The sequence below is a fragment of the Enterobacter cloacae complex sp. P42RS genome (genome assembly GCF_014930595.1).
In the GTDB taxonomy this organism is placed as follows: Bacteria; Pseudomonadota; Gammaproteobacteria; order Enterobacterales; family Enterobacteriaceae; genus Enterobacter; species Enterobacter bugandensis.
On the sequence record NZ_JADBRK010000010.1, the window covers coordinates 58,525 to 79,683 of the forward strand.

21 protein-coding genes and 1 other annotated feature are annotated in these 21,159 nt (G+C 57.7%); of the genes, 5 read left to right on the plus strand and 16 right to left on the minus strand.

Going from position 1 to position 21,159, the window contains the following annotated elements:
- Nucleotides 1–51: 51 nt before the first annotated feature.
- Complete coding sequence (gene dsdC / locus IM314_RS13785) at nt 52–978, minus strand: DNA-binding transcriptional regulator DsdC (protein WP_047363245.1); 927 nt, start codon at nt 976–978, stop codon at nt 52–54.
- Nucleotides 979–1,182: 204 nt separating this feature from the next.
- Between dsdC and dsdX the strand changes: the two genes are divergently transcribed.
- Together dsdX and dsdA are read left to right on the plus strand one after the other, a co-directional pair.
- Complete coding sequence (dsdX, locus tag IM314_RS13790) at nt 1,183–2,520, plus strand: D-serine transporter DsdX (RefSeq protein ID WP_041911720.1); 1,338 nt, start codon at nt 1,183–1,185, stop codon at nt 2,518–2,520.
- A 17-nt stretch (nt 2,521–2,537) separates the two neighbouring features.
- Complete coding sequence (dsdA, locus tag IM314_RS13795) at nt 2,538–3,824, plus strand: D-serine ammonia-lyase (protein ID WP_041911721.1); 1,287 nt, start codon at nt 2,538–2,540, stop codon at nt 3,822–3,824.
- Between the two features lie 35 nt (nt 3,825–3,859).
- Here dsdA and IM314_RS13800 read toward each other — a convergent pair whose 3' ends face one another.
- The 4 genes from IM314_RS13800 to IM314_RS13815 all read right to left on the minus strand — a co-directional run bounded on the left by IM314_RS13800 (nt 3,860) and on the right by IM314_RS13815 (nt 7,578).
- Nucleotides 3,860–4,207 carry a DUF202 domain-containing protein gene (locus tag IM314_RS13800; RefSeq protein WP_045630897.1) on the minus strand — a complete coding sequence of 116 codons (348 nt, stop codon included), beginning with the start codon at nt 4,205–4,207 and terminating at the stop codon, nt 3,860–3,862.
- A complete protein-coding gene (locus tag IM314_RS13805) occupies nt 4,197–4,544 on the minus strand; it encodes a YidH family protein (protein ID WP_028014948.1) in 348 nt (115 codons plus the stop codon). Before IM314_RS13805 ends, IM314_RS13800 begins: the two co-directional genes overlap by 11 nt.
- A 92-nt stretch (nt 4,545–4,636) precedes the next feature.
- On the minus strand, nt 4,637–5,959 hold the full coding sequence (locus tag IM314_RS13810; RefSeq protein WP_045630896.1) for a 6-phospho-alpha-glucosidase: 1,323 nt from the start codon (nt 5,957–5,959) through the stop codon (nt 4,637–4,639).
- Nucleotides 5,956–7,578 (minus strand): alpha-glucoside-specific PTS transporter subunit IIBC, encoded by a 1,623-nt coding sequence (locus tag IM314_RS13815; RefSeq protein ID WP_045630895.1) that lies wholly within the window; start codon nt 7,576–7,578, stop codon nt 5,956–5,958. The genes IM314_RS13810 and IM314_RS13815 overlap by 4 nt, the downstream gene beginning before the upstream one ends.
- 221 nt (nt 7,579–7,799) lie before the next feature.
- On the opposite strand from IM314_RS13815, the gene IM314_RS13820 reads away from it, so the two are divergent.
- Nucleotides 7,800–8,546 (plus strand): GntR family transcriptional regulator, encoded by a 747-nt coding sequence (locus tag IM314_RS13820; RefSeq protein WP_028014945.1) that lies wholly within the window; start codon nt 7,800–7,802, stop codon nt 8,544–8,546.
- Here IM314_RS13820 and IM314_RS13825 read toward each other — a convergent pair.
- The 3 genes from IM314_RS13825 to ibpA form a co-directional block, all read right to left on the minus strand.
- Nucleotides 8,514–10,175: a putative transporter gene (locus tag IM314_RS13825; RefSeq protein ID WP_193359088.1), complete on the minus strand. Its 1,662-nt coding sequence runs from the start codon at nt 10,173–10,175 to the stop codon at nt 8,514–8,516. The genes IM314_RS13820 and IM314_RS13825 overlap by 33 nt on opposite strands.
- Before the next feature lie 129 nt (nt 10,176–10,304).
- Nucleotides 10,305–10,733 carry a small heat shock chaperone IbpB gene (gene ibpB, locus IM314_RS13830; protein WP_028014943.1) on the minus strand — a complete coding sequence of 143 codons (429 nt, stop codon included), beginning with the start codon at nt 10,731–10,733 and terminating at the stop codon, nt 10,305–10,307.
- Nucleotides 10,734–10,869: 136 nt separating this feature from the next.
- Complete coding sequence (gene ibpA, locus IM314_RS13835) at nt 10,870–11,280, minus strand: small heat shock chaperone IbpA (RefSeq protein ID WP_008500162.1); 411 nt, start codon at nt 11,278–11,280, stop codon at nt 10,870–10,872.
- Nucleotides 11,274–11,345: a sequence feature (ROSE (Repression Of Heat Shock gene Expression) occurs in the 5'-region of heat shock genes and acts as an RNA thermometer to modulate expression.), on the minus strand. (Overlaps the previous gene by 7 nt.)
- A 250-nt stretch (nt 11,346–11,595) precedes the next feature.
- Between ibpA and IM314_RS13840 the strand changes: the two genes are divergently transcribed.
- Nucleotides 11,596–11,928: a YceK/YidQ family lipoprotein gene (locus IM314_RS13840; RefSeq protein WP_014881914.1), complete on the plus strand. Its 333-nt coding sequence runs from the start codon at nt 11,596–11,598 to the stop codon at nt 11,926–11,928.
- On the opposite strand, the gene IM314_RS13845 is transcribed toward IM314_RS13840, so the two are convergent.
- The 8 genes from IM314_RS13845 to IM314_RS13880 form a co-directional block, all read right to left on the minus strand.
- Entirely contained in the window at nt 11,925–13,154 is a 1,230-nt protein-coding gene (locus tag IM314_RS13845; RefSeq protein WP_041911727.1) for a DUF3748 domain-containing protein, read from the minus strand. The two genes, IM314_RS13840 and IM314_RS13845, sit on opposite strands and share 4 nt — an antisense overlap.
- A 51-nt stretch (nt 13,155–13,205) precedes the next feature.
- On the minus strand, nt 13,206–14,543 hold the full coding sequence (locus tag IM314_RS13850) for an MFS transporter (protein ID WP_080350606.1): 1,338 nt from the start codon (nt 14,541–14,543) through the stop codon (nt 13,206–13,208).
- Nucleotides 14,544–14,621: 78 nt separating this feature from the next.
- Entirely contained in the window at nt 14,622–15,770 is a 1,149-nt protein-coding gene (dgoD, locus tag IM314_RS13855) for a galactonate dehydratase (protein WP_028014940.1), read from the minus strand.
- Complete coding sequence (locus tag IM314_RS13860; RefSeq protein ID WP_041911729.1) at nt 15,767–16,384, minus strand: 2-dehydro-3-deoxy-6-phosphogalactonate aldolase; 618 nt, start codon at nt 16,382–16,384, stop codon at nt 15,767–15,769. The genes dgoD and IM314_RS13860 overlap by 4 nt, the downstream gene beginning before the upstream one ends.
- Nucleotides 16,368–17,246 (minus strand): 2-dehydro-3-deoxygalactonokinase, encoded by an 879-nt coding sequence (locus tag IM314_RS13865; protein ID WP_193359087.1) that lies wholly within the window; start codon nt 17,244–17,246, stop codon nt 16,368–16,370. The genes IM314_RS13860 and IM314_RS13865 overlap by 17 nt, the downstream gene beginning before the upstream one ends.
- Nucleotides 17,243–17,932: a D-galactonate utilization transcriptional regulator DgoR gene (gene dgoR / locus IM314_RS13870; RefSeq protein ID WP_003861109.1), complete on the minus strand. Its 690-nt coding sequence runs from the start codon at nt 17,930–17,932 to the stop codon at nt 17,243–17,245. The genes IM314_RS13865 and dgoR overlap by 4 nt, the downstream gene beginning before the upstream one ends.
- Before the next feature lie 226 nt (nt 17,933–18,158).
- Nucleotides 18,159–18,971, minus strand: a complete 813-nt coding sequence (gene yidA / locus IM314_RS13875; RefSeq protein ID WP_193359086.1) for a sugar-phosphatase — start codon at nt 18,969–18,971, stop codon at nt 18,159–18,161.
- Nucleotides 18,972–19,086: 115 nt separating this feature from the next.
- Nucleotides 19,087–20,112 (minus strand): NAD(P)-dependent alcohol dehydrogenase, encoded by a 1,026-nt coding sequence (locus IM314_RS13880; RefSeq protein WP_193359085.1) that lies wholly within the window; start codon nt 20,110–20,112, stop codon nt 19,087–19,089.
- A gap of 109 nt (nt 20,113–20,221) precedes the next feature.
- On the opposite strand from IM314_RS13880, the gene IM314_RS13885 reads away from it, so the two are divergent.
- Nucleotides 20,222–21,157 (plus strand): LysR family transcriptional regulator, encoded by a 936-nt coding sequence (locus IM314_RS13885; protein WP_045630889.1) that lies wholly within the window; start codon nt 20,222–20,224, stop codon nt 21,155–21,157.
- Nucleotides 21,158–21,159 lie beyond the last annotated feature (2 nt).

The following is a 21,159-nucleotide window of genomic DNA, read 5'->3' on the forward strand; positions in this document are numbered from 1 at the left end:
TATTTAGCACGCTTTTTCACATTTGGTGTAGCGCGAAAGCGTAATAATTCTTCAACCTGCCAGTTCTCTCAGCCAGCCGATAAAGGCGTCTATTTTCGGCCACTGACGGCCAGAAAGCGTCGAGACATAGTAGTGCTGATGGCATTTCAGGGTCTTGTCACCAAACGGGGCGATCAGTTCGCCCCGTTCAAGCCGTTTTTGCACCAGCCGCTTTCTCCCCATCGCGATGCCGACGTGGTTGATGGCCGCAATAATCGCCAAATCCGAACGATCAAAGCCAATGCCCGACGATGACGGCATATTTACCCCAAAATGCTGCGCCCAGCTCAGCCACTCATCCGTACCAGAATCATTACTCCAGGCCTGACGATCGTGGAGTAATGCGCAGTGATTGAGATTATCGGGGTTTTTCAGCAGCTCATGCTCGCGGGCATACTGCGGTGAGCAGACGGGCAGAATCTCCTCGTCCATCAGGAAGTGATGAGACAGATGGTTTGGCGGCGTATCGTCAAAATAGAGCGCCAGATCGACGCCGGTTCGCTGCATATTGACGTAATCATTGCCGGTCAGGATGGTGAGTGAAATCGACGGGTAGCGGCGGGTAAAGTCGCCCAGCATGGGTACCAGCCAGCACTGGGCAATCGACGGGCGGGAGTAGACCGTCAGCGTGCCGGAGAGCGCCTGGTTTTTGATATCCAGGATCTCCTGATTCAGGATGTCGAGGGACGATTTTAGCGTCCAGTAAACGCGCTTTCCCTCCTGCGTCAGCTCGACTTTACGGTGCGAGCGGACAAACAGCTGAATACCCAACTCCTCTTCCAGCAGGTTGATGCGGTGGCTCACCGCGCTGGGGCTGAGCGACAGCTCCTCCGCCGCCAGGGCGAAGGACTCATGCCGGGCAGCCACTTCAAAGGTATACATTTTCGACAGCTGCCAGCCGTTTAACAGCCGGTTTCTGGCTTCATTTGCATCGGTCATCACAATTCTCACGCGGGGTTTCTGCGCTCAGCATACCGCTCAAGGGTGAATTTATGTGAACCTAATACGAATTAAGTGCACTTTTTAGAGCGTAGTCACTCAGTTGATCCAATCTGGCTCACCTGAACGCCAATTTATATCGTTTGTCAGCCCCCGCCGTTTTTTCGTCCAATACCCACAGATGACATAAGGGTGAGGTGAGATATGGAATCTCAGGTCTGGGTTGTGGCAACGCTGCTGGTCAGCATTGTGTTGATTGTTTTAACCATCGTAAAACTGAAGTTTCACCCGTTCCTCGCGCTACTGCTGGCGAGCTTTTTCGTTGGCGCGATGATGGGGATGAGCCCGCTGGATATGGTGAACGCCATTGAGAGCGGGATTGGCGGTACGCTGGGCTTCCTGGCGGCGGTGATTGGTCTGGGCACCATTCTCGGCAAAATGATGGAAGTCTCCGGCGCGGCGGAACGCATTGGCATTACGCTGCAGCGCTGCCGCTGGCTGTCAGCAGACGTGATTATGGTGCTGGTGGGCCTGATCTGCGGCATTACGTTGTTCGTGGAAGTGGGCGTGGTACTGCTGATCCCGCTGGCGTTTTCCATCGCCAAAAAGACCCACACGTCGCTGCTCAAGCTGGCCATTCCGCTCTGTACCGCGCTGATGGCGGTGCACTGCGTGGTGCCTCCGCATCCGGCCGCGCTGTTTGTGACCAATAAATTAGGGGCGGACGTCGGGACGGTGATTGTCTACGGTCTGCTGGTGGGCCTGATGGCCTCGCTGGTCGGCGGCCCGCTGTTCCTGAAACTGCTGGGCAACCGTCTGCCGTTTAAGCCGGTTCCGGCGGAATTTTCAGACCTGAAGGTGCGGGAAGAGCACACCCTGCCGTCGCTGGGCGCTACCCTGTTCACGGTGCTGCTGCCAATTGCCCTGATGCTGGTGAAAACCATTGCCGAGCTGAATATGGCAAAAGAGGGCACGCTGTATACGCTGCTGGAGTTTATCGGCAACCCGATCACCGCGATGTTTATCGCCGTGTTTGTCGCTTACTACCTGCTGGGCATCCGCCAGCACATGGGCATGGGCGCAATGCTGACCCATACGGAGCACGGCTTTGGCTCTATCGCCAACATTTTGCTGATTATCGGCGCGGGCGGCGCGTTCAACGCCATCCTGAAAACCAGCGGACTGGCGGACTCGCTGGCGCAAATTCTCTCGAACCTGCACATGCACCCTATCCTGCTCGCCTGGCTGGTGGCGCTGGTGCTGCATGCCGCCGTAGGCTCCGCCACGGTCGCGATGATGGGCGCCACGGCCATCGTCGCGCCGATGCTGCCGCTCTACCCGAACGTCAGCCCGGAGATCATCACGATTGCCATCGGTTCCGGCGCCATTGGCTGCACGATCGTGACCGATTCTCTCTTCTGGCTGGTGAAGCAATACTGCGGCGCGACCCTGAATGAGACCTTCAAATTCTATACGACGGCGACGTTTATCGCCTCGGTGCTTGCACTTGGCGGCACATTCCTGCTTTCCTTCATTATCTGAGCGCGAAGAGACGTATTATGGAAAACGCAACTATCACCACTTTAACCGCACAGTTTCCTCTGGTTGAGGATCTGATTGCCCTGAAAGAAACCACATGGATTAACCCGCGTACCACAACGCTGGCGGAAGGATTGCCGCATGTCGGGCTGACCAAAGCCGACGTGGACGACGCGCACGCTCGCCTGAAACGCTTTGCGCCGTATCTGGCGAAAGCCTTCCCGGAAACGGCGGCAACGGGCGGGATTATTGAATCCGAACTGGTCGCCATTCCGGCAATGCAGGCGCGGCTGGCGAAAGAGTCCGGCAAACCCATTCCCGGCAGTCTGCTGCTGAAAAAAGACAGCCATCTGCCGATCTCCGGCTCGATTAAAGCGCGCGGCGGCATCTACGAGGTGCTGACCCACGCGGAAAAACTGGCGCTGGACGCCGGGTTGCTGAGCGTTGAAGACGACTACAGCATCCTGCTGGAGCCGCGCTTTAAGGACTTCTTCAGCCAGTACAGCATTGCGGTAGGCTCAACCGGCAACCTGGGGATGTCTATCGGCATCATGAGCGCCCGCATCGGCTTTAAGGTGACGGTACATATGTCCGCCGACGCCCGCGAGTGGAAAAAAGCCAAACTGCGCAGCCACGGCGTCATCGTCGTGGAATATGAGCAGGATTACGGCGTGGCGGTGGAGCAGGGACGCAAAGCGGCGGAAAGCGATCCGAACTGCTTCTTCATTGACGATGAAAACTCCCGCACCCTGTTCCTGGGCTACGCGGTGGCAGGCGAGCGGCTGAAGGCGCAGTTTGCCGAACAGGGCCGCGTGGTGGATGCCGAGCACCCCCTGTACGTCTACCTGCCGTGCGGCGTCGGCGGCGGCCCCGGTGGGGTGGCGTTTGGCCTGAAGCTGGCCTTTGGTGACAACGTCCATTGCTTCTTCGCGGAGCCCACGCACTCCCCGTGCATGCTTCTGGGCGTCTATACCGGCCTGCACGACGAGATTGCCGTACAGGACCTTGGCATTGATAACGTGACGGCAGCGGACGGGCTGGCGGTAGGACGTGCGTCCGGCTTCGTGGGCCGCGCGATGGAGCGCCTGCTTGACGGGTTCTATACGCTTTCCGATCAGAGCATGTACGACATGCTCGGCTGGCTGGCGCAGGAGGAAGGCATTCGGCTGGAACCGTCCGCGCTGGCGGGGATGGCCGGGCCGCTGCGCGTGCCTTCAGATGCTAGCGTTACCCACCTGGTGTGGGCGACCGGTGGCGGCATGGTGCCGGAAGACGAGATGGCGAAGTATTTAGCAAAAGGCCATTAATCGTAGGCCCGGTAAGGCGTAGCCGCCACCGGGCTTTAAAAGCTCACAATTTGCTGAATGTGAGTCACTGCGAAGAGTAAAGACAGAGACAGCACGGCCAGGGCGATCAGGAACTTATCCCTCACCGCCTTCGGCTGGACAAAGTCGTTCTGCGCCACGTCCATCAGGTTACGGCTGCGGGTATAGCGCCATAAAATGATGGCTACCAGCGCCAGCACAATAATAGAGATCCAGAATGGCACCCCGGTTCGGTGCCAGTTGTGCTTGATCGCCAGGGCAATCAGCGCGCCATACCCCAGCAGCGTGCGCAGCCAGGCCAGCGACGTCCGCTCCGGCTGCAGGCCGGGGTCCGCTTCCCGTCGCGCTTTGCGGCTATCCGCCATAGAACACCAGCCCCATCACCACGCCCGCCACCGCAAGCAGAATCACGCTGATGATGAGCAACCCGCGCGTATAGGGCAGATCCTGCTTCAGGCGCATCGCCTTCTCATTGCGCAGCCATCGCAGGTAGCCGTAAATCGCCAGCACGCCCGCGAACAGGCACAGCAGCAGCGCCAGCACTTCACGAATCAGCGGCGTGGCAAAATCGGGGGCGAGCTGGTCAAGGCCGACACCTGCGGCCAGAAAGCCCAGTGCGGTGCGGATCCACGCTAAAAACGTGCGTTCATTAGCCAGAGAGAAGCGGTAGTCCGGCGCTTCGCCGAGGCGGGAAATTTTCATGGAGATTCCTTGTCGTGCTACGGGCAGGCTTCAGCATAGCGTAAATCGACAAGGACAAGGAGACCGGCATCGGGCGATGCCGGTCAGGACGATTAATGCAGCTCTGGCCAGTACTCTTTGTTGGCCTCGATCAGGTCATCCAGAATCGCTTTCGCGACGGAGGCGCTCGGCACGGTTTTCGACAGGGTAATGGCCTGCCAGAGCTTCTGGTACGAGCGCTGCTCCCAGGCATCCACCACCAGTTTTTCCACCGCCACCTGCTGGCTCATCAGCCCTTTCTGGAAGTGCGGAATATCGCCCACCGCAAGCGGCTCCGGTCCGTTATGGCCCACCAGGCACGGGATCTCCACCATCGCGTCGGCGTCAAAATTATGGATGGCACCGTTGTTTGGCACTATCAGCAGCATCCGCTCCTGGGTGTTAAAGGCAATCGCAGTCGCCAGATCGACGATGTACGACGCATGTTCGTCGATTTCCAGCTCACCGGCGGCGGAGTTGCCGGCTTCGATAATCGCCCGACAGGCGCTAAACACATGCTTCTCACGGTGATCCATAACTTCATTGGCGCGGGTCCGTTCCGGGTTGGAATGCGCGACCACGTAGTCCGGGAACAGGTAATACTTCAGGTAGGTGTTCGGCATGGTGTCCGGATCCAGCGCCTGCACGTCTTTAGCTTTGGCAAAGGTATCGTTCCAGCTCGCTTCGGTATGTGCATCTTCTGAAGGCGGAACATAGCCGTTTTTCGCCACGTATTCGCGCAGCTTCGGCATCAGATCGTTGCCGTTCAGGTCTTCAATCGACGTCCACCAGCCGAAGTGGTTCAGTCCGTAGTAGCGCACGCGCATCTCTTTGCGGTCTTTCAGGCCGACAATCTGCGCCATGCGCCCTTCAATGCCAATCGGCATATCGCAGATGTTGAGGATTTTAGCGTTCGGACGCAGGCGGCGCGTGGCTTCTGCGACAATCGCCGCCGGGTTGGAGTAGTTCAGCATCCACGCGTTCGGGGAGTACTGCTCCATATAATCCACCAGCTCCAGCACGCCGCCGATAGAGCGCATGCCGTAAGAGATACCGCCCGGTCCGCAGGTTTCCTGGCCCAGCACGCCGTGGCGCAGCGGGATTTTTTCATCTTTTTCTCTCATCGGGTATTTGCCCACGCGGATGTGCGCCATCACGAAATCGACATCGGTAAACGCCGCTTTTGGATCGGTGGTGTAGCTGAATTCAATCTCCGGGGCCTGCTCCTTAAGGATGATTCTGCACGCTTCGGCGATGGTCTCCTGACGCGCGCCATCGTTGTCATAGAACTTCAGGGCGCGCAGCGGGAAACGGTCACGGTTGGCTAACAGCATCAGGACGATACCAGGCGTAAAGGTGCTGCCGCCGCCTGCAATGACAACTGAGAATTTTTTCATGATATAGCCTCTGTCAGGGTGGTTTGTTCATTTGTTAAAGGAGTTTTCATCAGCGATTCCAGCTGGTCGCGCACCTGAGGAACGTGCAGGCCGACAATCACCTGAATGCCGTTGCCGCGTCGCACTACGCCGTGTGCGCCCAGGGCTTTGAAGACGTCGTCGCTTTGGGTTTTCGCCATATCCACCAGCGCGATACGCAGGCGGGTGGCGCAGTTATTGATGCTTTCGATATTTGTTGCACCGCCGAGCGCCTGCAGGAATCCGGCGGCTTGCCCAACCTGCTGGCTGGCCGCCGCCGGGGCGGTGGTTTGCCCGCGCGCCGCCTTATAGTCGGCCTTGCTGTAGAGTTTGATTTCGCTCTCTTCCCGGCCCGGCGTTTTCAGGTTCAGACGCTCAATCAGCGTTTTGAAGATCACGAAGTAGATGCCGGTGAAGCAGACGCCAATGCCGATCTGGGTGAACACCGTCGAGGCGTGGTTATGGAACATCGGGATCCAGTTTTGCGGCAGGAACTGGTCCAGCAGGCCGCCGCCCATGTTCCCCACGACGCCGAAGGCGTACATCACCGTCGCCATGGTGGCCGCCAGCACGGCGTGCACGGCGAACAGCAGCGGCGAGATAAACAGGAAGGTGAACTCAAGCGGTTCGGTAATGCCCACCAGCACGGCGGTGAGCGTGGCCGGAACCAGCAGGCCCGCCACCTTGACGCGATTTTCTGGCGACGCGGTGTACCAGATAGCGAAGGCAATCCCGACCGAGCCAAACACTTTTGAGTTGCCGTGCAGTGCAAAGCCACCTTCCGGGAAGAGGGTCTTCAGCGGCAGGGTGCTCTGGCTGAATTCCTGCAGATGCTGCGCCCAGTAGACCTGAATACCGCCCTCCACCGCCGCCGGGCCGAAGATGAACGGACCGTAGACGAAGTGATGCAGGCCAGTTGGGATCAGAATGCGTTCCAGGAAGGTATACACCCACACGCCCAGCGCACCGGCAGAGCGCAGGAACGCCTGCAGGGATTCGATGCCCATCTGCACTTTCGGCCAGCCCAGCAGCGTCAGCCAGGCACAGGGGAGCATCACGAAGAACGCGAGGATAACGACAAACGAGCTGCCCTGGAAAATCCCCAGAAAGACCGGCAGCGGCTTGTCGAAATAGCGGTTGTGGATGGCGGTGACGATGCCTGAGATCACGATGGCGCCGATGATGCTGGTATCGAGTGTTTTGATCCCGGCAATCATCGCCAGCCCGCTTCCCGCCGTCGGTTCGACGGAGAAGTCGACGCCAAAGAAAGGCCCCCAGGTCATGCCCATCGCGTTAATGAAGTAGTTCCAGGTCAGGAAGCTAATCAGCACGGCCAGACAGGCGCGGCCCTGGGCCTGCTTCGCCAGGCCAATCGGTAAGCCGACGGCAAAAATCAGCGGCATATTGCGAAACACCGCCCAGCCGCCCTCTTCAATGATGTGAACGATCTGCGCGAAAAGATGATCGGGGGCGGTTAAGGCTTCGCCGACAAACAGCGGGTTGCGAAGCATGATGGCGATTCCCACCACGATCCCGGCAAACGGAAACAGCAACACCGGGGTAAACATGGCACCGCCAAAACGTTGTATTTGACTGAGCATTTTTAAATCCTCACGTAACAACCTGTAGGGGTAGAGGCCTTTATGGTTTTGTGCTGGCCTGAGGTGAGCATAAGAACTTACTGATGCGCGAACATGGCGTGCCGCTGCGATTCGTGATCGCATTCATGGTTTTATTTTGACCAGTCAGGTCTACTTCTTGCGGTAAATATGGACATGTCAGGACGCATTCCACGCCCTGATAAGGGCAGAGAGGTCTACTGGTGATCTACAAATCAATTGCTGACAGGTTGCGGCTGCGGCTGAATTCATCGGACTACAACATCGGCAGCCCGCTGCCTGGTGAAAAAGCGCTGGCGCAGGAGTTTGGCGTGGCGCGCATGACCATCCGCAAGGCGCTGGATCTGCTGGTGAGCTGGGGGCTGGTTGAGCGCCGGCACGGCAGCGGAACGTTTGTCTCGCGCAAAGACGTTCACCACGAAACCACTAACCTGACCGGGCTGGTGGAGGTGCTGCGTCAGCAGGGAAAAGAGGTGCAGAGTAAGGTGCTGCAGTTCGAAGTGATGCCCGCCCCGCCCGCCATCGCCAGCCAGCTGCGGATCCAGGTGGATGAGCGGATCTACTTTTCACGGCGGGTGCGCTACGTGGACGGAAAGCCGCTGATGCTGGAAGACAGCTTTATGCCGGTGAAGCTGTTCCGCAACCTGTCGCTGGCGCATCTTGAGGGGTCTAAGTTTGATTACATTGAGAAGGAGTGCGGGATCACCATCAGCGGCAACTACGAGAGCCTGACGCCGGTGCTGGCAGATAAACAGCTGGCCGGTTATATGAATCTGCCGGAACAGACGCCGCTGCTGCGAATTACCTCTCTCTCCTACAGCGACAGCGGCGAGTTCCTCAATTATTCCGTGATGTTCCGAAATACCAGCGATTACCAGGTGGACTACCATCTGCGGCGCATCCACCCGGAAGAGCTGTTAGCCCATCCCCCAGAACAGCACCGCCAGTAGCTGCGGGGTGATGATGCGCAGGAACATCACCAGCGGGTAGACGGTGGCATAGGAGAGCGCGGCCGCGCCGCTGGTGGCGTGCAGGTTGTTGGCAAAAGCGAGCGCTGGCGGGTCGGTCATGGAGCCCGCCAGCATGCCGCAAAGCGTCAGGTAGTTCATTTTGGCGAACATCCGCGCCAGGATTGCCACCGTCAGCAGCGGGATCGCCGTGATAAAGATGCCATAGCCGACCCAGCTCATCCCTTCGCCCTTGACCAGGGTATCGACAAAATCCCCGCCGGACTTCAGCCCGACAACCGCCAGGAACAGCACGATGCCCAACTCGCGCAGCGCCAGGTTAGCGCTCGGCGGCATAAACCAGTAGAGCTTCCCGATACAGCCGATACGCCCGAGGATCAGCGCCATAATCAGCGGCCCGCCCGCCAGGCCGAGCTTGAGCGCCACCGGGAAGCCCGGCACGTACAGCGGAATAGAGCCGAGCAGCACGCCAAGCCCGATGCCGATAAACACCGGCAGCATCTGCACCTGCTGCAGTTTTTGCTGGGCGTTGCCCACCATGTCCGCTACGGCATCGATGGACGACGGGCGTCCGACCAGGTTGAGGATATCCCCGAACTGCAGGCTGGCCTCCGGGCTGGCAACCAGTTCGACGCCCGCACGGTTGAGGCGGGAGATGACCACGTCGTAGCGCTCTTTTACCTGCAGATCGCGTATTTTCTTGCCCAGAACGTGCTCGTTGGTCACCACAACACGCTCCACGCGAATATCGGTGCCGCGGGTTGAAAGCGAGGTATCCACTTCCTGACCAATCACCAGCCGCGCGTTGTTCAAATCCCCCGGCTGGCCGACCAGGTGCAGCAGGTCACCCTGCTGGATCATCGTGCCGGGCGCAGGCACCATCAGCACGTCGTCGCGCTTAAGGCGGGAGCAGATAATATTGGCGCTGTTCAGGATCGGCACGTCCTGAATCGCCATATTGTTCAGGTTGGGGTTATCGACGCGAATGTTGATGGTTTTGATCGGCATGTGGCCATTGGTGAGCGTGGTTTCGTGATCCTTCGCCTCTTTGTCGACGTTAACGCGAAACAGGACGCGGACCAGCCACATGGAGAGCAGAATGCCGCAAATCCCAAACGGATAGGCCATGGCGTAGCTCATCCCCATTTGGTCGACAATGCCGGGTTCAATGCCCAAATCGCGAAGGATTTGCTGCCCGGCTCCGAGCGCTGGCGTGTTGGTAACCGCCCCGGAAAAAATGCCCAGCACCACGGGCAGCGGGATAGCAAAGATTTTGTGCAGGATCGCGGTGACCAGCCCGCCTATCACCACAATGCCGAGGGCAAACAGATTGAGCCGTAGCCCGGAGACGCGCAGGGAAGCGAAAAAGCCCGGCCCTACCTGAATCCCGATGGTGTAGACGAAGAGGATCAGGCCGAACTCCTGAATAAAGTGGAGCATATCGGCGCTGAGAACCAGCCCGAGCTTGTCAGCAAAATGCCCGACAAAAATGCCGCCAAACAGCACCCCGCCAATCCCAAACCCGACGCCACGGATTTTGATATTGCCAATCCATAGCCCTACAACCGCGGCCAGGGCCAACACGCTGACGGTTAACGCGATATCACTCATGATCCATATCCTTGGCATAACCTTAGTTATAACAAGGATTTTCTCAGAGCCGGATGCGGTTGTATGGGCGATGGCGCACAAAAAAGCCCTGCCGGGGCAGGGCTTTGTGCAGTCTGTGAGTAAAGCGGATTAGCTGTTCAACGCCGGCCGCTCGCTAATGGCGATACGCTGCGGCGCGATGGCTTCCGGCACGTTACGGATAAGATCGATATGCAGCAGCCCGTTGGTAAACGTCGCACCGGACACTTCCATATGGTCTGCCAGGGTAAAGCTCAGGCTAAACGGCTGATTAACCAGACCCTGGTGCAGCCACCGGGTTTCGGTTTCTTGTTTTTCCGGCGTACCCTTCACGGTCAGGCGCGCGCCTTCAAGCTGGATATCCAGATCTTCCTGGCGGAACCCGGCCAGCGCAAGGGTGATGCGATAGTGGTTATCGTCGCTTTTTTCAATGTTGTACGGCGGAAATGTCTGTTGCTCGGTGGTGCTTTGCAGGGCATTAGCCAGTTTGTCAAAACCAATCCACTGACGCAGCAGGGGGGATAAATCGTAGTTACGCATACTAAATCTCCTTCTGAGAAGCGAGTTCGGCACAGTTTAATTTTGTGCACAGTTGTTCCTGCAAATCCTGATGGATTCGCATATGCTCCCGTTACGGCAAGCAAGTCCGGGTGGGTCGCTCGCGCGACCCGCGTAATTAGTTAATTTCGATACGGCGCGGTTTTTTCTCTTCCGGAATCACGCGTTCCAGTTCGATAAACAGCAGGCCGTTAACCAGGTTCGCGCCTTTAACGTGAATGTTCTCGGCTAACTGGAACTTGCGTTCAAAGTTGCGCTCGGCGATGCCCTGGTAAAGGTAGGTACGTTCTTTCTGCTCGGCCGTATGGGAACCTTTCACCACCAGCAGGTTGTCCTGCGCGGTGATTTCCAGCTCGTTTTCTGCAAAACCGGCGACGGCAATGGCGATGCGGTAGTGGTTTTCGTCAACCAGCTCAACATTGTATGGAGGGTAGCCGTTGCTCTGGCTTTGGTTATTTTCTAAATGGTTAAACAGGCGGTCAAAACCAATTGCAGAACGGTATAGCGGAGAAAGATCGAAGTTACGCATAGATAAGGCTCCTGAAATCAGCGAGAAATTGTAGCCTTCCACCATGGACAGGCCTTTGCGCCCCCGAGCACCCATCAGGCGTGTTCGTTATCGGGTCACATTCTTAAAATGGGTCTGGAACCGGGCTTTTCAAGACTATTTAGGCGAGATTTTTTTGCACTTTGCTGGTTGTCGCATAGACTCTGGGACAACAGCACAAAGAGTTAAATTGCGATGGCTGCCACAGTGCGGGGTTATCGGGCTATTCATTTCGGATAAGGCTCGCTATAACCCTGAGTTGCAGGTCTATGCAGTGCCATTAACGATGACTGAGTGATGATGAAAAATGTTCTGATAAAGCTGACGACGTTCAGCGGGGTGGTTTTACTTTGCGGGTGTTCGAGCGTGATGTCTCACACCGGCGGTAAAGAAGGAACATATCCGGGGACGCGCGCCAGCGCGGCGATGATCTCCGATGACGATACGAACTGGGGCACCAAATCCCTGGTTATCCTGGATATGCCCTTTACAGCAGTGGCGGATACGCTTCTGCTGCCGTGGGATGTATTCCGTAAGGACGATTCCGTGCGCTCACGGGTAGAGAAAAGCGAGCAGGAAAATCTGGCGACAAACGCCGTTATCCCGCCCGCTGAGATGCCGCCGCGCTAGTCCTGCGCGGTTTCCGTTACCCAAAGCTGACGGAAACCGCCCGTCTCTTGCATCCACGCAATAAATCGCCCGTCCGGGGAAAACACGACCGCATCAGCAGACGGCGGATTGCCGTGATCGGACGTCAAAAACGTCACTTCTCCAGTCTTCGCGTCACAGCAGGCGATTCGGTTTTCAAGCACAAATCCCAGCATGTTCCCGGAAGGGTGCCAGTTAAACGCAGACTGAATACCGCTCCCGGTGCGCGTCAACTGGCGCGGCTCGCCGCCCTCAGGAGAGATCAGCCACAGCTGCACAATGCCGTTATCATCCCGCATCAGAAACGCGATCTGCGTCCCCTGGGGGTTACTGCGCACCCAGTGACGCGGCACGTTCACCAGACCCGGGTAAGCCCTCTGGTGGGTAAAGGTCAGACGACGCTGCTTCACCCCGGCAGGCGGCGCTGGCAGGGTGTCTGGGGTGCCCTGCAGCGGCGCATCGCCCGCTTGTTTCCAGCCCTGCTCGCCTTCTGGCAGGTTAACAATAAACAGTTCAGGCACTTTTTCGCCCTGCGCGGAGAGGGTGTCGCCGATAAACGCCAGCCTGTTGTTGCCCACCCAGCCCTCTTCGTAGGCGCGGTTGATTTCATCGCTGCCCGGCTGCGGGTTGGGTGTTGTGCGGCTGACCAGCACGCTCCAGAACGTGCCTGAATATTCACGTGGATGATTCCCCTGCGGGTTCACCGGGCCAAACGGTGCCGCCACGCCGACGTTGCGTAAATCGAGCTTCGGATCGCGCTCATGTAAAACATGGTCATTATAGGTGAAGCTGACGAACTGCCCGTTCGGGCTGAAGACGTGCACGTGGCTGCCGCCGCGCAGCGCGCCTGCGGTATAAGGTGCGGTGATATCCATCGCGTCCAGGTTGCTCACCTGACCGTGATGCACAATCACACCCTGACGATGATGAAAATCGTAGTGCCAGCCAGCATCCGGGTTTTTCGGACCGTGGATAAAGACGTATTTGTCCTGTGCCGGATGAACGGTCACCACGCCGACATGCGCGCCGTCAGTGGCGCGATAGACCACCTCCACCTCACCCGTAACGACGTTGACCTGCTCAATGGTTTCGCCGGTAAATGACGCGCCTGACGGGCGCACGTCGTAGACCAGCCACTGGCTATCCGGCGTCCAGGTATTGATGTTGGTCAGCTGGTGGTTGCGGGAAGCGAAGGTGATTTGTTTCATGAGGATACCCTGATGCACGGTGAGTGCATCAGGGTAAAACATCCGCAGGGATTAGCCTACTCGTTTCACATCGCCCACCAGCAGGATGTAGGAGAGTGCCCCGATCAGCGCCACGGCAGAGATGTAGACCAGCGCCGGGCCGAAGCCGTAGTCCTGCGCCAGGTAGCCGATGACCAGCGGTACGGTGATCCCGCCCAGTCCGCCGACAAAGTTGAACACACCGCCGGTCAGGCCAATCAGCCGCATCGGCGCAAGGGACGACACCAGCGACCAGGTGATAGAGGCGAAACCGTTACCAAAGAACGCCACCGCCATCAGGGCCATAATCCACACCGGATCGTTGGTGTAGTTGGCACCCATGATGCAGGTTGAGATCAGCAAGCCGCAGATAATCGGCGTTTTACGCGCCACGCCCAGTGAGTATCCTTTTTTCACCAGCTTATCGGCCAGCCAGCCGGAGAGCAGCACGCCGAAAAATGCGGCGAGGAACGGCACGGTGGTCATAAAGCCCGCCTTCAGCGCCGCGATCCCCTTTTCCTGGGTCAGGTAGTTCGGGAACCAGGTGAGGAAGAACCACAGCGTAGAAGTAACCGCGAACTGACCCAGATAAACGCCCACCAGCTTACGGTGGAAGACCAGCTTCCAGTCCGCTTTGGTCAGCGGCTGGCGCGCCTCTTTTTTCACCGGCGCATCACCATCCACCAGACCGCCACCGTCGCGGATGTAGTCCAGCTCGGCCCTGGTGATACTTTTGGTCAGACGCGGCGGCTGGTAGACCTTGAACCAGATGAGCGACCAGATAATGCCAATCCCGCCGGTGACGATGAACACCCAGTGCCAGCTCAGCAGCTCCTGGATCCAGATCAGCAGCGGCGTCAGAAACGCCAGGCCGACAAACTGGCCAGAGGTGTAAAAACCAACGGCGGACGCGCGCTCGTGTTCCGGGAACCAGCTGGTCACCATACGGTTGTTGGTCGGAAACGCGGGCGCTTCGAAAACCCCGGTGATGGCACGCAGGCCAATCAGCGACATCAGCCCGGTGGCGAAGCCCTGGAATAGGGTCGCCACGGACCAGCCTAATATGGCGATAAAGTAGGTCAGACGTGAACCCACGCGGTCAAGAAACCAGCCGCCGGGGATCTGACAGAGCGTATACAGCCAGGCAAACGCCGAGAAGACGTAGCCCATTTCCGCTTTGGTGATGCCAAACTCTTCCTGAATATGGGCCGATGCCACGGCAAGGTTGGCGCGGTCGACATAGCAAATGACCACGGTAATAAAGATCATCATCAGCGTCAGGTAGCGGCGACGCCCGATTTTTGTAGCGGTAACTGGAATATCCATCGCAATCTGTCTCCAGATTTTGGGCATAGCGAAGCCGCTCACCATGCCCTGTAATTTACAGAGGGTTATATTTTTGTATGTATGATTTTTGCCCGGAGGCTTACCGGGTCTACGGGATGGCGATTACCATTCCGCTACGCTGCCGTCCTCATGACGCCACAGCGGGTTTCGCCAGTCCGGCGCATTCTTACTCAGCTCAATGACTTTAGCTTCGTCAATTTCCACGCCAAGGCCCGGCTTCGTAAGCGGTTTAAAGAAACCGCCTTCCATGCAGAAGTCTTCTTTATTTTTCACAAAATCGAGCAGTTCCGCGCCCTTGTTATAGTGAATCCCCATGCTCTGTTCCTGGAACACCGCATTGCGGGAGACGAAGTCGACGTGCAGGCAGGCCGCCAGCGCGATTGGGCCGAGCGGGCAGTGCGGCGCCAGCGCCACATCGTAAGCTTCTGCCATCCCGGCAATTTTGTAGCATTCGGTGATGCCGCCCGCATGAGAAAGGTCCGGCTGTAGGATCGCTATGCCGCCCGCTTCAAGTACGCGTTTAAACTCGAAGCGCGAGAACATACGTTCACCCGCCGCGATAGGAATGTGGGTCTGTTCAGCTAACTTCGGATAGTACTCCGCCTGCTCGGCCAGCACCGGCTCTTCGATAAACAGCGGACGATACGGCTCAAGCTCTTTAATCAGCACTTTGGCCATCGGCGCGCTGACGCGGCCGTGGAAATCCAGGCCAAACTCAATCTCGTTGCCGAAGGCTTCACGAATTTGCGCCACGGTATTGACCGCCCGGTCTACCGCACGCGAATTGTCGATAACGCCCATCTCTTCGCAGCCGTTGAGCTTGAAGGTGTCAAAGCCGATATTGCGCAACTGCGTGATGCCGTCGATCACTTCCGCAGGGCGGTCGCCGCCCACCCAGCTGTAGGCTTTGATTTTGTCACGCACCAGGCCGCCCATTAATTGCCAGACCGGGGCATTCAGCACTTTGCCCTTGATATCCCACAGCGCCTGGTCGATACCGGCGATGGCGCTCATCAGGATCGGACCGCCACGGTAAAATCCCGCGCGGTACATCACCTGCCACAGGTCGTTAATGCGCGCCGGATCCTGACCAATCAGGTATTCGCCCAGCTCGTGTACTGCCGCTTCAACGGTGCGCGCGCGCCCTTCAATCACCGGTTCGCCCCAGCCTACAACCCCTTCATCGGTTTCGATTTTCAGGAACATCCAGCGCGGGGGTAAACGGTACGTGGTGAGTTTGGTTATTTTCATTTCACTGCCTCTCGATACGCTTTCACAAATGCTGCCGCCTGCTGTGCGGTACGTTCCACGGACTGTCCAGCACGATAAAGATCGCTACCCAACCCTGCGCCCACACAGCCAGCGCTCATCCACTGGCCCAGGTTTTCTGGCGTTACGCCGCCCACGGCAAAGACCGGCACGCTGGCGGGCAATACCGCTTTCAACGCCTTGATGTAGTCCGGTCCAAAAGCCGATGACGGGAAAATTTTGAGCGACTGCGCGCCCGCATCAAGGGCAGTAAAGGCTTCCGTGGCGGTGGCGCAGCCCGGGCAGACCGTCATGCCGTAACCCACCGCGCGGCGGATCACCTCAGGCTGAATATTGGGCGTGACGATAAGCCTGCAGCCCATCTTTGCCAGCCGATCGACCTGCTCAGGCTGTAACACGGTGCCTGCGCCAATCAGCGCCTTATCGCCGAAAACCTCGACCACGGCCGGAATGCTTTTTTCCCAGTCGGGCGAGTTGAGCGGGATTTCTACCGCGTCGAATCCGGCGTCGATAACCGCGCCGACGTGGTCTAACGCCTCATCGGGCGTGATGCCGCGCAAAATCGCGATAAGGGGAAGATCAGTTTGCCACTGCATGAGCGATGCTCCTTATTCCTGCCTGAAATACCGTGTCGCCGGATACCGTCGAAACATCACGCCCAACGGCGCGAAATGCCTGTTCGTAGCGCGACATTAGCGATGCGCCTGCGACAATCGTAATGGCCTGCTCGTGCGCGATGAACTCACGCATGCTGGCGACCTCTGCGCCAATCAGCAGGCCGGAGAGAAACTCGCTGACCTGCTCGCGCGGGAGAAGTCCCAGCACGTGCGAGGCGCGAACCTCAAAAAGCTGCGGCAACACATCAGGGGAGGCGATCCCACGTTCAAGCCCGGCGGAAAACGCCTCTGACGAGGATTCCTGCTCAGGTAAACCGGCCCCGACCAGCGAATGGTTGAGCAGCAAATGGTGCAGCTCGCCGGTCATTACGGTGCGAAAATCGTGGATTTGCTCAGCGTCAGCCTGGACCCACTTACAGTGCGTGCCGGGCATGACGTAGACAGAAGAAGGAGAGAGAGCGCGCGCGCCAAGCAGCTGCGTCTCTTCCCCGCGCATCACGTTGTGGTTATCGTCGCGAGAGACGCTCAAACCGGGAATAATCCAAATATTGTCGCCAACGGACGTTAACTGCTCGCCAATAGCGGAGAAATGGACGGGAACCGGCAGATAAGGTGCAATTTTCCAGCCTACGTTACTGCCCACCATTCCCGCCATTACCACCGGCGTGGCGCTGTCGCGCCAGTTTTGTGTGACCTCTGCTAACACCGCCTCGGGGGATTTACCGTTCAGGCGCGTCACGCCTGCTTCTGATTGCCTGCTCTCCAGGCACTGCTCGCCCTGATAAAGCCAGGCGCGCAGATTGGTCGATCCCCAGTCAATTGCGATGTAGCGAGATGTCATGTGATTTCCTTCAGCCTTCGTGTCGAGCTGGCAATCATGGTAAGTGCCGCCTGCTCTGCCGCATCGCCGTCCTGATGCCGTATCGCATCGAACAGCGCTTTATGTTCCTGGAGCGTTTTTGGCATGTTGGCCTCATCACCCATCCAGGTACGTTCAAATACCGCTCGCTGTAGCGAGCTGATCGCCACGCTAAGCTGCTGTAATACCGGGTTATGCACCGACTGCAGCACCGCTTCGTGGTAGCGAATGTCCGCCTCGTTGAACGCCTCCCGGTTCTGGTTATTGGCGATCATGTCGTTTAAAGCCGATTCAATCTGGGCCAAATCACCGGAGGTCGCGCGTTCCGCCGCCCAGCGCGCAATTGCCGGCTCCACCAGGTTTCGAACTTCACTCATCGCGCCGATAAGCCGCGGGTCGTAGTCGTTTTCCAGCACCCACTGCAGCACGTCGGTATCGAGGTAGTTCCACTGGTTGCGCGGAGCAACAAACGCGCCGCGATAGCGCTTCATTTCAATCAGCCGCTTCGCCATCAGCGAGCGGAACACTTCCCGGATGATGTTGCGCGAGGTTTCAAACTCCTCGCACAGTTCAGCCTCTGCAGGGAGCGGCGAACCGGGAACGTATTTACCGCCCACAATCTGGGTGCCCAGCGTAATAACGATGCGATCGGTTTTATTGAGAGTCATGGAGAGTCCTTGTGCTCTGTATGTCCATCACTACTTTACCGCGACCGCTGAATTTCGCCCCACTTTTGCAGTACAAACGTGAGGCCATTCGTCTTTGCCGTGGTGACAATGTAGTACAATCATTTAATGTTGTACTACAATCAAGATCACAAAAAGAACAATTTGATAAATACAGGGCAAAAAAAAGCCCCGGTTGATAACCGGGGCTGATGATTGTAAATAAGCGTTACTGCAGCACAAACTTCTCGATCGCGTAGGCAACGCCGTCTTCCAGGTTAGATCTGGTGACGAAATCAGCCACCTCTTTCACCGAAGGAATGGCGTTATCCATTGCCACGCCAACGCCCGCGAATTCAATCATCGCGATGTCGTTTTCCTGGTCGCCGAGCGCCATGATTTCTTCCTGCTTAATCCCTAACGCATCAGCAAGTGATTTCACGCCGGTGCCCTTATTGACGCGTTTATCGAGGATTTCGAGGAAGTACGGCGCACTTTTCAGCACGGTGTACTTCTCTTTTACCTCCGCCGGAATGCGCGCGATGGCTTTATCCAGGATCTCCGGCTCGTCGATCATCATCACCTTCAGGAACTGCGTCGCCGGATCCATTTTCTCGGCTTCACAGAACACCAGCGGAATGGTCGCAACGTAGGATTCATGCACCGTGTAGTAGCTGATATCGCGGTTGGCGGTGTAGAGCGTATTGCGATCGAGCGCGTGGAAGTGGGAGCCCACTTCACGGGACAGTTTTTCGAGGAACAGGTAGTCATCATAGCTCAGCGCAGTTTGCGCAACCGTGCTGCCGTCTGCGGCTTTCTGCACCAGCGCGCCGTTATAGGTGATGCAGTAATCGCCCGGCTGATTCATGTGCAGCTCTTTCAGGTAGCTGTGTACGCCCGCATACGGACGCCCCGTGGTCAGAACCACATTCACGCCCTTCGCACGTGCGGCGGCGATCGCGTTTTTAACGGCAGGAGAGATAGTGTGGTCTGGCAGCAGCAGCGTGCCGTCCATATCGATTGCAATGAGTTTGATAGCCATGAGTTCCCCGGGATAAATGAGTGCTACCTCATGCTAACGCGATTAAGCACACAAAAATAGAGCTACATTGCGCAACAGAAATACCCCTTTTACGCTTATCCCGGGGAACGACGACTTACTCGCGGGTGAGAACGATTTTACCGAATGCGCCGCGATCCAGATGTTCAAGGGCCTGTTCAAGCTCGTTAAAACGGTAGCGATGCTCAATCACCGGCTTCAGTCCCGTGACGTCAACAGCACGGACGAAATCCTCCAGCGCCCGGCGGTGTCCCACGCCAATCCCCTGAATGACGGGGGATTTCAGCAGCAGCTCACCAGCAGGCAGCGAAATATCAGTCCCGGCCAGCACGCCAATGACGGAGATACGCCCATGAACGGCAACGGCACGCAGGGAATGCTTCAGGTTTTCCCCACCTACGGTTTCGATAATATGGTCGATGCCGCGATCCTGAGTCAGCGCCAATGCTTCTTCAGCCCAGTCACTTTTCAGGCGGTTAACGCCCTGGCTGGCACCCAGTTTTTTGGCGAGCGCCAGCTTTTCATCGCTCCCGGACGTGACAATAACCTCTGCGCCGTGCGCTTTTGCAATTTGCAGGGCGAAAATCGCCACGCCGCCCGTCCCCTGTACCAGCACCGATTGCCCGGCGCGGATCTGACCCCGCTCCACCAGCGCGAACCAGGCGGTAAGCCCTGCGCAGGGTAACGTGCTGGCCTCTGCGTCATTCAGAGTTTCCGGAGAGGCTACCAGCGCGTTTTCATTTACAACCACATATTCGGCCAGCATGCCCTGGAAATAGCCGCCGGACGTTTTGTAGGGCAAATCACGCGCGTCTGCCTGCGGCTTGCCGTCGATCCACTCCGGGAAGAAGGTTGAAATGACGCGAGCGCCGGGTTTGAAACGCGTGACACCTTCACCTACGCTTTCCACCACGCCCGCCATGTCAGACGCCGGGGTGAACGGGAAGGAAAGCGGAATCGGCATCGTGCCTTCGATAACCATTTTATCCCGGTAGTTGAGCGCAACGGCATTTACCCGTACGCGAACCTCACCGGGGCCTGGCTGTGGAACCAATTCATGAATGAGTTTGAGATTTTCGCGCCCGAGGGCGTTCATTGACCAGCGCTGCATTGTCTCTGTCATTTTTTCCTCCTGCCATCAGATAAGCTTCAGTAATGACAGTCTACCGTTGACCCCTCGTCACCAGTGGCGATAAGTTTTCTCTTCATTGACGCCTGAATGGATACAAACCGTGACCGATACGCTGAAAGATATTCCTGTTTTTGTCGCTGCCGTGGAGGCAGGAAGCTTTGCGCAGGCCGCAGTTCGCCTGCACCTGTCGCGCTCTGCGGTGGGTAAAAGCATTGCTCGACTTGAGGAACGTCTGGGAGTGCGGCTGTTTCAGCGCACCACCCGCAGCCAGCGGCTCACCGATAACGGCGCCCTGTTCTACGAGCGCTGCCTGCGCGCGCTGGAGGAGATCAGGAGCGCGGAATCCCTGCTGGAAACGGGGAAACATCAGATCAACGGTCGGCTTCGTGTTGCCATGCCGGTGCTGTTTGGACGCCAGTGCGTCGCGCCGCTGCTGATTGAACTGGCGCAGGAACACCCTGGGCTTGAGCTTGAAATGTCGTTCAGCGACCGCGTGGTGGATCTGGTCGAGGAAGGCTTCGATATGGCGGTACGTAACGGCACGCTGCAGGACAGCAGCGTGCTGGTAGCCAGAAAGCTGGGAGAACACCGCATGGTCCTGTGCGCCTCGCCCGACTATCTGCAAAAAAGAGGTCATCCAGACGCTGTGGATGATTTATCCCGGCACGCGGCCATTAACTATCTGCGCGCAGGCCGCGTGCTATCCTGGCAGCTTATGGACAGCGACGGAACGCCGCGCACGTTTACGCCGCGGTCATCACTCAATATGGATGATTTGCAGGCCATCTGCGACGCGGCGGTGACCGGGCACGGCATTGCCTGGCTCCCCTGCTGGATGGCCATCAAAGAAATTCATCAGGGAAAGCTTGTCCCGCTCTTTAAGCAGGCGCCGGATGTCCATTTTGACGTCCATGCCGTCTGGCAACAGACGCCTTACCTGCCCCTGAGGGTAAGAATGGCCATAGATGCGCTGGCGAGCCGTTTACCGGCGGCGATGTCGCTGGACATTCCTGCGCCCATAAAAAAGCCGCGCTAAAA

Excerpts from the sequence above, each read along its gene's own strand:
- dsdC (WP_047363245.1), bottom strand. The coding sequence starts at position 978 with ATGACCGATGCAAATGAAGCCAGAAACCGGCTGTTAAACGGCTGGCAG.
- dsdX (WP_041911720.1), top strand. The coding sequence starts at position 1,183 with ATGGAATCTCAGGTCTGGGTTGTGGCAACGCTGCTGGTCAGCATTGTG.
- dsdA (WP_041911721.1), top strand. The coding sequence starts at position 2,538 with ATGGAAAACGCAACTATCACCACTTTAACCGCACAGTTTCCTCTGGTT.
- IM314_RS13800 (WP_045630897.1), bottom strand. The coding sequence starts at position 4,207 with ATGGCGGATAGCCGCAAAGCGCGACGGGAAGCGGACCCCGGCCTGCAG.
- IM314_RS13805 (WP_028014948.1), bottom strand. The coding sequence starts at position 4,544 with ATGAAAATTTCCCGCCTCGGCGAAGCGCCGGACTACCGCTTCTCTCTG.
- IM314_RS13810 (WP_045630896.1), bottom strand. The coding sequence starts at position 5,959 with ATGAAAAAATTCTCAGTTGTCATTGCAGGCGGCGGCAGCACCTTTACG.
- IM314_RS13815 (WP_045630895.1), bottom strand. The coding sequence starts at position 7,578 with ATGCTCAGTCAAATACAACGTTTTGGCGGTGCCATGTTTACCCCGGTG.
- IM314_RS13825 (WP_193359088.1), bottom strand. The coding sequence starts at position 10,175 with ATGAGTGATATCGCGTTAACCGTCAGCGTGTTGGCCCTGGCCGCGGTT.
- ibpB (WP_028014943.1), bottom strand. The coding sequence starts at position 10,733 with ATGCGTAACTACGATTTATCCCCCCTGCTGCGTCAGTGGATTGGTTTT.
- ibpA (WP_008500162.1), bottom strand. The coding sequence starts at position 11,280 with ATGCGTAACTTCGATCTTTCTCCGCTATACCGTTCTGCAATTGGTTTT.
- IM314_RS13840 (WP_014881914.1), top strand. The coding sequence starts at position 11,596 with ATGATGAAAAATGTTCTGATAAAGCTGACGACGTTCAGCGGGGTGGTT.
- IM314_RS13845 (WP_041911727.1), bottom strand. The coding sequence starts at position 13,154 with ATGAAACAAATCACCTTCGCTTCCCGCAACCACCAGCTGACCAACATC.
- IM314_RS13850 (WP_080350606.1), bottom strand. The coding sequence starts at position 14,543 with ATGGTGAGCGGCTTCGCTATGCCCAAAATCTGGAGACAGATTGCGATG.
- dgoD (WP_028014940.1), bottom strand. The coding sequence starts at position 15,770 with ATGAAAATAACCAAACTCACCACGTACCGTTTACCCCCGCGCTGGATG.
- IM314_RS13860 (WP_041911729.1), bottom strand. The coding sequence starts at position 16,384 with ATGCAGTGGCAAACTGATCTTCCCCTTATCGCGATTTTGCGCGGCATC.
- IM314_RS13865 (WP_193359087.1), bottom strand. The coding sequence starts at position 17,246 with ATGACATCTCGCTACATCGCAATTGACTGGGGATCGACCAATCTGCGC.
- dgoR (WP_003861109.1), bottom strand. The coding sequence starts at position 17,932 with ATGACTCTCAATAAAACCGATCGCATCGTTATTACGCTGGGCACCCAG.
- yidA (WP_193359086.1), bottom strand. The coding sequence starts at position 18,971 with ATGGCTATCAAACTCATTGCAATCGATATGGACGGCACGCTGCTGCTG.
- IM314_RS13880 (WP_193359085.1), bottom strand. The coding sequence starts at position 20,112 with ATGACAGAGACAATGCAGCGCTGGTCAATGAACGCCCTCGGGCGCGAA.